Genomic DNA, 10,523 nt, shown 5'->3' on the forward strand with positions numbered 1-10,523 from the left:
TTGTCGGGCCCGACGAACCACTGCCCGCCGGCTTCGATGGCGAGCGCCGGCCGGTCGCTGCCGACGCCCGGGTCGACCACGGCGAGGAAAAGGGAACCGGCGGGAAAGGCGGGCGCCAGGGCGGCCAGCAGGTAGGCCGCCGCCCGAGGATCGAAGGCCGGCGCGTCGGCGACCAGGTCGATCACCGGCACACCCGGCGCCTCGCGGTGCAGCACCGACCTAACCTGGCCCAGGTAAGGGCCCTCGAGCCCGAAATCGGTGAACAGCAGGATCATCGGCCCGGTTTTCTCCACAGCAATTTTCCCCCGCCAGGATCCCCCGCCCTAGACAGCAGGGAGACTACAGGATATCGTGTTGAGCAGTCTCCTGATCGCAACATGTAGATAGAGCCCCAATATCTAGAAAGCGAGGAAGCACTCAATGACCTGGACGCCGGAGCGCATCGAAGAACTGACGAAGCTGTGGGACGCGGGCTACACGGCCTCTCATATCGGCAAGCTGCTAGGTGTCTCCAAGAACGCCGTGGTCGGCAAGGCGCATCGCCTCAAGCTCGCCTCTCGGCCCTCGCCGATCCGCAGCGGCCCGTCGGTGCCGCGCCTGAGGACTCCGGCGCCCAAGGTGCGCCGCCCGGCCCTCGAGGTGGTGGCCAAGCCAGCGCCCCGGCCAGCCCGGACACCGCGCCGGCGCACGGCCGGCGGGCCCGGCTGCCTCTGGCCGATCGGCGATCCCGGCGACCCGGATTTCCATTTCTGCGGCGAGAACGCGGTTCCCGGCAAGCCCTATTGCGAGGCGCACTGCGCCCGGGCCTACATCGTCAAGTCGCGCCCGGGTTCCGAGGCAGCCTGACCCTGCGGGCCGCGCACGTCCGGTGCGCGGTCTTACGCCAGCAAAGCCACGCCCTCGCGGCGCGGGTCGCCCGCCGCCTCCAGGGCGCCCTTCCGGTCCCGCCGGGCGCAGTGCACGCCGCCGAAGAAGAAGCTCTGGCGCGGCCATTCCATGGTCCGCTCGCTGGCGGCGCCGACCGCGTCCCGCGCCGCCTTCCCCAGGTCCTGCTCCAGGTTGCTGAGGCCGTTCTCGAAGTGCACCCGCGGCGCCTCGACCGCCTCGGCGGCGCCGCAATCGAAGTCGATCAGGTTGACGAGTGTCTGGAGGATCGCCGTGCGAATGCGGTTCGATCCGCCCGAGCCCAGCGCGGCGACCGAGCCGTCCTGGAGGAAGGCGAGCGAGGGGGCCATCATGGAAGAGAGCCGGCAGTCGGCGTGCCAGGCGTGGAAGCCGCGCGGGTTGAGATCCTCCTCGCCCAGCATGTTGTTCAGGATGATTCCGGTCTCGCCCAGCAGCACGCCGCAGCCCTCGCCGTTCGAGAGGCTCATCGAGGCCAGGTTTCCGAACGCGTCGATCACGCTGATTTGGGTGGTGCCGCGCGGAGCGGCGGGCCGGCCGGCCACCTCCCGGGCGTAGGCTGAGAGCAGGTCCGGATCGAACAGGCGGCGCGCCGCCGCTTCCTCTTCGACCTCGTCGCTGGCCTCGTGGAGCCGGCTCTCGATCCGCGCCCGGTTGGTCAGCGCCATGACCCGCACCAGGGTCTCGAGGTGCCGGGCGCCGCCGAAGTCCTCCGGCCGGAAGTCCTGTTCGGCGAGGAGCGCGAGCGCGAAGGCGATCAGGATGCCGCCCGAGGAGGGCGTCGGATTGGTCAGGATCGTGGCGCCCCGGTAGCGCCGCTCCAGCGGGCGGCGCCGCGCGACCTCGTAGCCCGCAAGGTCGGCCGCGGTCAGGAGCCCTCCGCCGCTCCGGCAGCTCTCGACCAGAGCCTTGCCGAGGTCGCCCTCGTAGAACAGGCGGGCGCCGTCGCGCGCCAAGGCCTCGAGAGTGTCCGCGAGCTGCGGATTGGCGATCCGCTCGCCCGCCTCGAGCAGGTCGCCACCCGGCCCGGTGAAGAGGGCTCGGCAGGCCGCGCCGGCCCGCAGGATCGGGCCCACCACGCGGAAGACGTAGGCGTCGATCGGCCGCACCGACACGCCGGCCCTGGCCATGCGCGCCGCCGGCTCGATCAGGCGGGCCAGCGGCAGGGTGGCCAAGTCCTGGTGAATCGCGAAGAGGCCCGCGACGCTGCCCGGGGTGGCCATCGCGCCGAGGCCGATGTGGAACTCTTGGGTCGCCGTTCCGAAGTCGGCGTGGATCGGATAGAAGTCGAGCCCGTCCGGCGGCAGGCGGCGGCGCGGGGTCTGAACGAAGAAGTCGTAGAGCCGGGCCTCGCCCTCGGCGGGCTGCGCCAGGAGAAAGCCGCCGCCGCCCAGCGAGGCCAGAACCGGCTCCGCCACAGTGGCGGCACAGAAGCCCGCGAGCGCGGCGTCGAAGGCGTTGCCGCCGTCGGCCAGGACCTCCCGAACCGCCTCGGCCGTCGCCGGGTGTCCGCAGGCCACCGCGCCCTTGTGGTTCTTGCTCACGCGTTCCTCTCTCGGGCCACGGGTCGATCGACCGCCCGTCAGAGCGACGGCATGACGAAGGGCTGGTCGGTCTCGTAGGCGCGCGCGGCGCGCAGGACCAGGGCCTCGCCGTAGAGCGGGCCGACGATCTGAAGGCCGGCCGGCAGGCCCGACCGGGTCAGACCACAGGGGACGCTGGCGGCGGGCTGGCGCGAGAGGTTGAAGGGGTAGGTGAAGGGCGTCCAGTCGACCCAGCGTCCTTCCGTGTCGGACGGCGGCTCCTCCAGGCCGGCGGCGAAGGCGGTGATCGGCAGGCTGGGCGTCAGCAGAAGGTCGTAGGTCTCGTGGAAGCGCCGCAGCGCGATCCCCAGGTCCTCGCGTTGCTTCATCGCGGTCAGGTAATCCATCAGACTGAACGCCGCGCCCTGCTTGGCGATCTCGACCAGGCCCGGGTCCATCAAGGCCTTCTGCTCTTCGGTGAAGCCGGAAAGCAGCTTCGCCGCCCCGGCGAACCAGTGGGGCCGGAAGATCTCGCCGCAATCGGGCAACTCGGGTTCGGCCTCCTCGACCTTGGCGCCCAGCGTTTCGAACCTGCGGACCGCCGCCAGGACGAGGTCCGCCACTTCCGGATCGACCCTGTGGCCGCCAAGTGTCGGGCTGAACGCCACGGTGAGGCCTTCGATGCCGTCCTCGAGGCCGTTGCTGAAGTCGGTGCCGTCATAGGGCAGGGCGTACCAGTCCCTGGCGTCGGGCTCCGCCAGCACGGTGAGCATCAGGGCGCCGTCGCCGACCGTGCGGGTCATGGGGCCGACATGCGCGACGGTGCTGAAGGGGCTCGCCGGATAGGCGGGCACCCGCCCGAAGCTCGGCTTGATCCCGAAGATCCCGGTAAAGCCGGCGGGAATGCGGATCGATCCGCCGCCGTCGGTGCCGACCGCCAGCGGCCCCATGCCGGCGGCCACTGCCGCCGACGCGCCGCCGCTCGAGCCGCCCGGTGTCAGCTCCGGGTTCCAGGGGTTGCGGGTCACGCCGGTCAATGGGCTGTCGGTGACGCCCTTCCAGCCGAACTCCGGCGTGGTGGTCTTGCCCAGGATGACCGCCCCGTTCTCGCGGAGGCGGGCGACGGCCGGCGCGTCCTCGTCCCAGACCTGATCCGGGTCGATCGTCTTGGAGCCGCGCAGCGTTGGCCAGCCCTCGGTCAGCAGAATGTCCTTGATCGATACCGGGACGCCGTCGAGCCGGCCGCGCGGCGCGGACACCCGCCAGCGTTCCTCGGAACGTCGAGCCTCCGCCAGGGCGCCCTCGGCGTCGACCAGGTTGAAGGCGTTCAGCGTGCCGTTGTGCTTTTCGATCCGGTCGAGCGCGGCCTGGGTCGCCTCGACCGGAGATAGCGTCCCTTCGCGATAGCCCTTGATCAGGGCCGTGGCCGGGAGCAGGGCGAGATCGTCGGTCATGGCGGGTTCCCCGATAAACGTCGCGGCTTTTTGTCGAGCGAAAGGATTGGGCAATTTCCGGCCCTGCCGCAAGTGTGGTTTGGTGTAGCGGCGAAGGGAGGGGGCGCCAACAGGGGCGCTCCCGGATGCGAGGGACCGATGCGCGACTACACGACGGCGGAACGCCGGCGGGCGCTGGCCGCCATTCTGATGACCAGCTTCGCGGTCGGCCTGCATTTCGGCATGTTCGTGCCGTTGATCGCGGTGATCCTCGAGAACCAGGGCCACAGCGCGGCAGCGATCGGTCTCAATTCGGCCATGCAGCCGCTCGCGATCCTGATCTTTGGCGCCTTCCTGACGCGGATCATCGGCGCCCTGGGATCCCAGACCGCGCTGTTCGGCGGGTTCGCGCTGGCGCTTACTGCGATCCCGCTCTTCCCGCTGGTGCCCGACCCCTTGGTCTGGCTGGCTCTGCGGTTCCTGCTCGGCCTGGGAATGGCGCTGCCCTGGCTCGTCGCGGAGACCTGGGTCAACGTGATCACCGAGGAGCGGACCCGGGGCCGGGTGGTCGCGTTCTACACCACCACTTTCTACGGCGGCCTCGCCGTCGGTCCCCTGCTCCTCGAGGTGATCGGCGTGGAAGGCTGGCTTCCCTTCGTGCTGAGCGGTAGCACCCTGCTGATTTCGATCCTGCCGATCTCCCTCTGCCGGCGTCTTCTGCCCGAGATCCCGGCCCGGCCGCGCCTGGGCCTGTGGCAGGCGGCGCGCTTCGCCCCGGTCGTCGCGGCCGCCGCCCTGGTCGCGGGCTTCGTCGAGGCGGGGCTCTACGTCCTCCTGCCGGTCTACGGCCTGCGCGCGGGCCTCGACCAGGTCCAGGCCGTGACCATGCTGTCCCTGTTCATGGCCGGAGCCCTTCTGCTTCAGGTGCCGCTCGGCTACCTGGCCGACCGGGCCGGCCGTGGCTGGCTCCTCGCGCTCTCTCTGATCGGCAGCATCGGCTGCGCCGCCCTGCTGCCGTTCCTGCTCGCCGAAGAGCCCTGGCGCTGGGCCCTCCTGGTCGTCTGGGGCGGCATGGTTACCGGCTTCTATACCCTGGGCCTGGGGATCCTCGGGCAGCGGTTCGCGCCCGCCGACCTAGCGGCGGCCAACGCGCTCTTCATCGTCTGTTTCGAGGCCGGCAACGTGTCCGGACCGATCCTCGGCGGCTGGGCGATGGATCTCTGGCAGCCCCACGGCCTGCTTCTGGTCATGGCTCTTGCGGCGGCCGTTACCCTGCTTTTCGCCTTCGAGGGGTGGCGCGCCCGACCGGGGGCGGCGCCGGCCGCTTCGCCCAATTCTGGTCATGATTGAGACTTAAGTTCGTGGTAACCTGTTAATCAGGAATGTGACATGCGCCATCGAATCTCCCTCATCGCGCTGCTCGCGGGCCTAACGCTCAACGCCCCGACCGCGGTCGCGACCGATCCGAACGACGAGGAATCGCCGAGCGAACTCGCGCGGGAAGGCATGCAGCGTATGCTCAGGGCCCTGGAAACCATGATCGAGGCGATTCCCCAGTACGAGCTGCCGGAGATCACGGAAGACGGGGACATCATCATTCGTCGCCGGCCGCGGCCCGAGCGGGACGAGGCACCGCAGCCGGACTCCGAGATCGAAGAAACCGCCATCTAGGCGGCCGGGCGGGACCCGAGTCGCCCTGCAGCCGCGCCACCCGCCGCCTGTTGCCAGATCCCCCGCGAACGCCCACACTTCCCGGTAGAACGACGATCACGGGAACAGGGGGCGCGCGATGCGCGACGGCTTGGGGGCTTTCGTTCCGGGCACCGAGGTGGACATCGCCGGCGCCGACGGCGGGCCGCTCAGCGGCCTGACCTTCGCGGCCAAGGATATCTACGATATTGCGGGCCACGTGACCGGCTGCGGCAACCCGGACTGGGCGCGCACGCACCCGCCGGCCGAGTCCACGGCGCCGTCGGTTCAAGCCTGGCTCGACGCCGGGGCGCGACTGGTCGCCAAGACGATCACCGACGAACTCGCGTTCAGCCTGAACGGCCAGAACCATCACTACGGCACCCCGACCAACGTGAACGCCCCGGGACGCATCCCCGGCGGCTCGTCCAGCGGTTCCGCGGCCGCCGTGGCGGGCGGCCTGGTCGACCTGGCCTTCGGCAGCGACACCGGCGGGTCGGTCCGGATTCCCGCCAGCTTCTGCGGACTCTACGGCATCAGGACCAGCCACGGGCGCGTTCCCCTCGACGGAATCATGCCGCTGGCGCCCAGCCTCGATACGGTCGGCTGGTTCGCCCGCGACGCCGGCCTGCTGCGCCGTGCCGGCGAACCGCTCTTGACCGGCCAGGACACCGCCGAGCCGGCCACCCGCCTGATCGTCGCCGAGGACTCCTTCGAGATCGCCGAACCGGATTCTAGGGCGGCCTTGGCGCCCCACGTCGAGCGCCTCAAGGCGCGCTTCGGCGCGGTCGAGGAGGTCCGTGTCGGCGACCCCCAGGGCTTCGATCACTGGATCGCCCAGTTCCGGACGCTGCTGAGCTACGAGGCCCTGCAGTCCCACAAGTCCTGGATCCTCGAAACCTCGCCCCATTTCGGACCCGACGTCGGGTCCCGCTTCGAGCAGGCCCGCCTGATCGCGGACGAGACGGCGGAGGCCGCCTCGGCCGAGCGGGCGATCTTCGCCGAGCGCATGGCCGCCTTGATGAAGGGCGCGGTCCTGTGCAAGCCGACCGCGGCCCACGCCGCTCCCCCGGATGTGCCGCCGACCGCCGAGGCCTGGGACGCCCATCGGACGCGGACCCACAAGCTGACCTGCGTCGCCGGCCTGGCCTACCTGCCGGAGGTGACCCTGCCGCTGGCGCGGGTCGACGGCTGTCCGCTCGGCTTCTCCCTGGTCGGAGCTCCCGGAAGCGATCGGGCGCTGCTCGAGCTGGCCGAGGCCTTCACGGCCGAGACCGCCGACGGTTTAACCGGGCGCTAAGCGCGGCGCGCCTATCCTCGGCGCTCACGCGTCGGGGAGAGGTGCATGAAGAGCAGGCGTCACGTACTGGCGGGTCTCGCCGCCCTGGTCTCTTCCGGCCTAGCCGGAGCCTGTGCCAACGTGCCGGAACCGCTCGACGAACGCTCCGCCGCCTGGGTCGGACGGCCCTATACGATCAAGGGTGTCCGCTACCAGCCCCGGGCACAACCCGGCTACGACCAGGTCGGCATGGCCTCCTGGTACGGTCCTGGCTTTCACGGCAAGACGACGGCAAACGGCGAGCGCTACGACATGCATGGCCTGACCGCGGCCCACAAGACCCTGCCGTTTGGGACCAAGGTTCGGGTGACCAACCTTGCCAACGACCGCGCCTTGATTGTGCGCATCAACGACCGGGGGCCGTTCGTGCCCGGCCGGATCATCGACCTGTCCAAGCGGGCGGCCGACCAGCTGGGCTTTCTCGAGGCCGGCAAGGCCAGGGTGCGGGTCGAGGCGATCGACGGGTAGAACGCGTCACCCGACTACTCGTCGCCCCGCCTATTCGTCGCCCCGCCTATTCGTCGCCCCGCCTATTCGTCGCCCCGCCTATTCGTCGAAAGCCACCAGCGTGGTGATCGGGACGTCGAGCTTCTCCCGGCCCTTCAGGAAAGTCAGCTCGATAATGCAGGCGGCGGCCGGCACGTCGGCGCCGCACTTGCGGAACAGCTGGGCGGCGGCGTTCATCGTCCCGCCGGTCGCCAGCAGGTCGTCGAGCAGCACCACGCGCTGGCCGGGTTCCACGGCATCGGCCTGGATCTCGATCGTATCGCTGCCGTACTCCAGGTCGTAGGTGAAGGGGACCGTGGCGCCGGGCAGCTTGCCCGCTTTCCGGACCATGGCGAAGCCCAGCCCGAGCTGGTAGGCCAGCGGAGCGGCCACCAGGAAGCCGCGTGACTCGATGCCGGCTAGGAGATCAGGCTTGTGCGGGATCACCACATCGGCCAGTTGGTTCACGGTCGCGTGCCAGCCCTGCGGATGCATCAGCAGGGTGGAAATGTCGTAGAACAGGATGCCCGGCTTGGGAAAATCCGGGATCGTGCGGATGTGTTCTCTCAGGTTCATGAGCGCGCTGGGTCCCCTTGCTGGCCGCGTGGCTTGGCCATCCTACAAACCGCTGCCGCCCCGCACAATCGCGGCGCCTCGGGCGCAAAACCAGTCCTCGGCCGCCCGGTCTTGCGCCGCTTCGGTAAATCGAGTGTAACTGAGCGCCGCGGCCGCCTTCGCCGGCCGCCACAGAGGATCACGACAGCGCAATGAGTTACGTCTTCCACCGGCAGCCGACAAGCGACTACCCCGTGGCCGTCAAGGGCGAGGGGCCCTACATCGTGGACAGCCAGGGCCGGCGCTATCTCGACGCCTCGGGCGGCGCCGCCGTTTCCTGCCTCGGCCACAACCATCCGGCGGTGATCGCGGCGATCAAGCGCCAGGTCGACCAGATCCCCTTCGCCCATACCGCCTTCTTCACCAACCAGGCCTCAGAGGAACTGGCGACCTATCTGATCGAACGGGCGCCCGAAGGACTGGCCAGCGTCTACTACGTCTCCGGCGGATCGGAAGCCAACGAGACCGCGCTCAAGCTGGCCCGGCAGTACTTCGTCGAGATCGGCCAGCCGGAGCGTCACCGCTTCATCGCCAGGCTGCAGAGCTACCACGGCAACACGCTCGGGGCCCTGGCGGTTGGCGGCAACATGTGGCGGCGCGAGCCCTACGAGCCCCTGCTCATGGCAAGCAGCCACATCGCCCCCTGCTACGCCTACCGGCACCGGCGCGACGACGAAAGCGAGGAGGCCTACGGACGGCGCGTTGCCGACGAACTGGAGGCCGAGATCCTGCGGCTCGGGCCCGAGACCGTGGCGGGCTTCCTCGCCGAGCCCGTGGTCGGTGCCACGGCCGGGGCGGTGCCTCCCGTTCCGGGCTACTTCCAGCGCATCCGCGAGATCTGCGACCGCTATGGCGTGCTGCTCATCCTCGACGAGGTGATGTGCGGCATGGGGCGCACGGGCACGCGCTTCGCCTGCGAGCAGGACGGGATCGCGCCGGACCTGCTGACCTGCGCGAAGGGCCTGGGCGCCGGCTACCAGCCGATCGGCGCTGTTCTGGTCGGCCAGAAGATCTACAAGGCCATCACCGAGGGCAGCGGCGCATTCCAGCACGGCTTCACCTACATCGGCCATCCCACCGCCTGCGCCGCGGCCCTGGCGGTTCAACGGACGATCGATCACGAGGACCTGATGACCAACGTGCGGCGCCAGGGCGAGGCGCTGCGCCAGGCCCTGGAAGCGCGCTTCGGCAACCACCACCGGATCGGCGACATCCGCGGGCGGGGCCTGTTCCTCGGCCTCGAGCTGGTCGAGGACCGGGCCAGCAAGGCGCCGCCGGACCCGGCCGCCGGCCTGCCGGGGCGGATCAAACGCAATGCCATGAAACGCGGCCTCATCTGCTATCCGGGTGGCGGGACGATCGACGGGCGGCTGGGCGCCCACGTGCTGCTCGCGCCGCCCTTCATCATCGGGCAGGACCACGTCGACGAACTGGTCGACAAGCTCTCCGACAGTATCGAGGCCGCCTTCGCGGAGGTCGCGGCAGAGGGGCGTGGATGAGCGCTCAGGGTACCGACTGGGCGCCCTTGATCCTCGCCGTCGCGCCGAACGGCGCGCGCAAGACGGCCGCCGACCATCCCGCGCTGCCGATCACGCCGGAGGAAATCGCCGCGACCGGCGCGGCCTGCCTCGAGGCCGGGGCGGCCATGATCCATCTCCACGTCCGCGACCGTGATGGACGCCACACCCTCGACGTCGAGGCCTATCGCGCAGCGATCACGGCGCTGCACGCCGCCGTCGGCCGGCGCCTGATCGTCCAGGTGACCAGCGAGGCTGTCGGGCTCTACAGCCCGGAACAGCAGATGGCCATGGTGCGGGAACTCAGGCCCGAGGCGGTCAGCCTCTCGGTGCGGGAGATCGTGCCCGACGCGGCGGCGGAAGGGGCGGCGGCCGACTTCCTGGCCTGGCTCTCCGCCGCGGACATCCTGCCGCAGTACATCCTCTTCTCGGACGAGGACGTCCGGCGCTTCGACGATCTGGTCGGGCGCGGGGTGATTCCGGGCGAGCGGCACTGCGTCCTCTTCGTCCTGGGCCGCTACACCAAGAACCAGGAGTCCATGCCGGCCGACCTGCTGCCCTTCCTGGCGGCCAATACGGCGGGCCACCTCTGGTCCCTCTGCGCCTTCGGCCGCCGCGAGGCGGCCTGCGCGACGGCGGCGGCCGCGCTCGGCGGCCATGCCCGGGTCGGTTTCGAGAACAATCTATATTTGCCCGACGGACGTCTGGCCCCGGACAACGCCTCCCTTATCGCCGGCGTTGCCGAGTCGGCCCGGGCGATGGGGCGGGCGCTGGCCGATGCCGACCAGGCCAGAGCCTTGATGCGGGGCTAGGGCCTGTTGACATTCAGGGCGCGCTCCTGGTCCGAGTGAAATCGGCCTGCTGTTAGGCGCGAGGAGGAAGGACATGCCGAGCATATTCGACCCCAGTCTCAGTTTCCGGGAGCAACGCGGCAGCGGGCCGATTTCGCCGGATCCCTTCGGGACGGGGCGTGAGTGTCAACAGGCCCTAGACCTGCGCGGCCGGCGCAAGAAATTAG

Annotated in this window: 11 protein-coding genes; 7 read left to right on the top strand and 4 right to left on the bottom strand. The window is 70.1% G+C overall.

Annotated elements, in window-relative coordinates:
* A partial coding sequence (locus QNJ67_23090) for an SAM-dependent chlorinase/fluorinase (GenBank protein MDJ0611876.1) occupies nt 1-275 on the bottom strand: 275 nt, incomplete at its 3' end.
* A 145-nt stretch (nt 276-420) separates the two neighbouring features.
* Between QNJ67_23090 and QNJ67_23095 the strand changes: the two genes are divergently transcribed.
* Nucleotides 421-846: a GcrA family cell cycle regulator gene (locus tag QNJ67_23095; protein ID MDJ0611877.1), complete on the top strand. Its 426-nt coding sequence runs from the start codon at nt 421-423 to the stop codon at nt 844-846.
* Nucleotides 847-878: 32 nt separating this feature from the next.
* Here QNJ67_23095 and QNJ67_23100 read toward each other — a convergent pair whose 3' ends face one another.
* Nucleotides 879-2,447 (bottom strand): gamma-glutamyltransferase, encoded by a 1,569-nt coding sequence (locus tag QNJ67_23100; protein ID MDJ0611878.1) that lies wholly within the window; start codon nt 2,445-2,447, stop codon nt 879-881.
* 38 nt (nt 2,448-2,485) lie between these two features.
* On the bottom strand, nt 2,486-3,880 hold the full coding sequence (locus tag QNJ67_23105; protein ID MDJ0611879.1) for an amidase: 1,395 nt from the start codon (nt 3,878-3,880) through the stop codon (nt 2,486-2,488).
* Nucleotides 3,881-4,018: 138 nt separating this feature from the next.
* On the opposite strand from QNJ67_23105, the gene QNJ67_23110 reads away from it, so the two are divergent.
* The 4 genes from QNJ67_23110 (at nt 4,019) to QNJ67_23125 (ending at nt 7,355) form a co-directional block, all read left to right on the top strand.
* Nucleotides 4,019-5,209, top strand: coding sequence for an MFS transporter (locus QNJ67_23110; protein MDJ0611880.1), 1,191 nt, complete (start codon nt 4,019-4,021; stop codon nt 5,207-5,209).
* 39 nt (nt 5,210-5,248) lie between these two features.
* Nucleotides 5,249-5,530 (top strand): hypothetical protein, encoded by a 282-nt coding sequence (locus QNJ67_23115; protein ID MDJ0611881.1) that lies wholly within the window; start codon nt 5,249-5,251, stop codon nt 5,528-5,530.
* A 118-nt stretch (nt 5,531-5,648) separates the two neighbouring features.
* Entirely contained in the window at nt 5,649-6,848 is a 1,200-nt protein-coding gene (locus tag QNJ67_23120) for an amidase (protein ID MDJ0611882.1), read from the top strand.
* 45 nt (nt 6,849-6,893) lie between these two features.
* Complete coding sequence (locus tag QNJ67_23125; protein ID MDJ0611883.1) at nt 6,894-7,355, top strand: septal ring lytic transglycosylase RlpA family protein; 462 nt, start codon at nt 6,894-6,896, stop codon at nt 7,353-7,355.
* A 78-nt stretch (nt 7,356-7,433) separates the two neighbouring features.
* On the opposite strand, the gene QNJ67_23130 is transcribed toward QNJ67_23125, so the two are convergent.
* A complete protein-coding gene (locus QNJ67_23130) occupies nt 7,434-7,949 on the bottom strand; it encodes an adenine phosphoribosyltransferase (GenBank protein ID MDJ0611884.1) in 516 nt (171 codons plus the stop codon).
* Between the two features lie 191 nt (nt 7,950-8,140).
* Here QNJ67_23130 and QNJ67_23135 point away from each other — a divergent pair, with 191 nt between their 5' ends.
* A complete protein-coding gene (locus QNJ67_23135; GenBank protein ID MDJ0611885.1) occupies nt 8,141-9,487 on the top strand; it encodes an aspartate aminotransferase family protein in 1,347 nt (448 codons plus the stop codon).
* Nucleotides 9,484-10,317: a 3-keto-5-aminohexanoate cleavage protein gene (locus QNJ67_23140; GenBank protein ID MDJ0611886.1), complete on the top strand. Its 834-nt coding sequence runs from the start codon at nt 9,484-9,486 to the stop codon at nt 10,315-10,317. Before QNJ67_23135 ends, QNJ67_23140 begins: the two co-directional genes overlap by 4 nt.
* Nucleotides 10,318-10,523 lie beyond the last annotated feature (206 nt).

The sequence above is a fragment of the Kiloniellales bacterium genome, from assembly GCA_030064845.1.
Lineage (GTDB): Bacteria > Pseudomonadota > Alphaproteobacteria > Kiloniellales > JAKSDN01 > JASJEC01.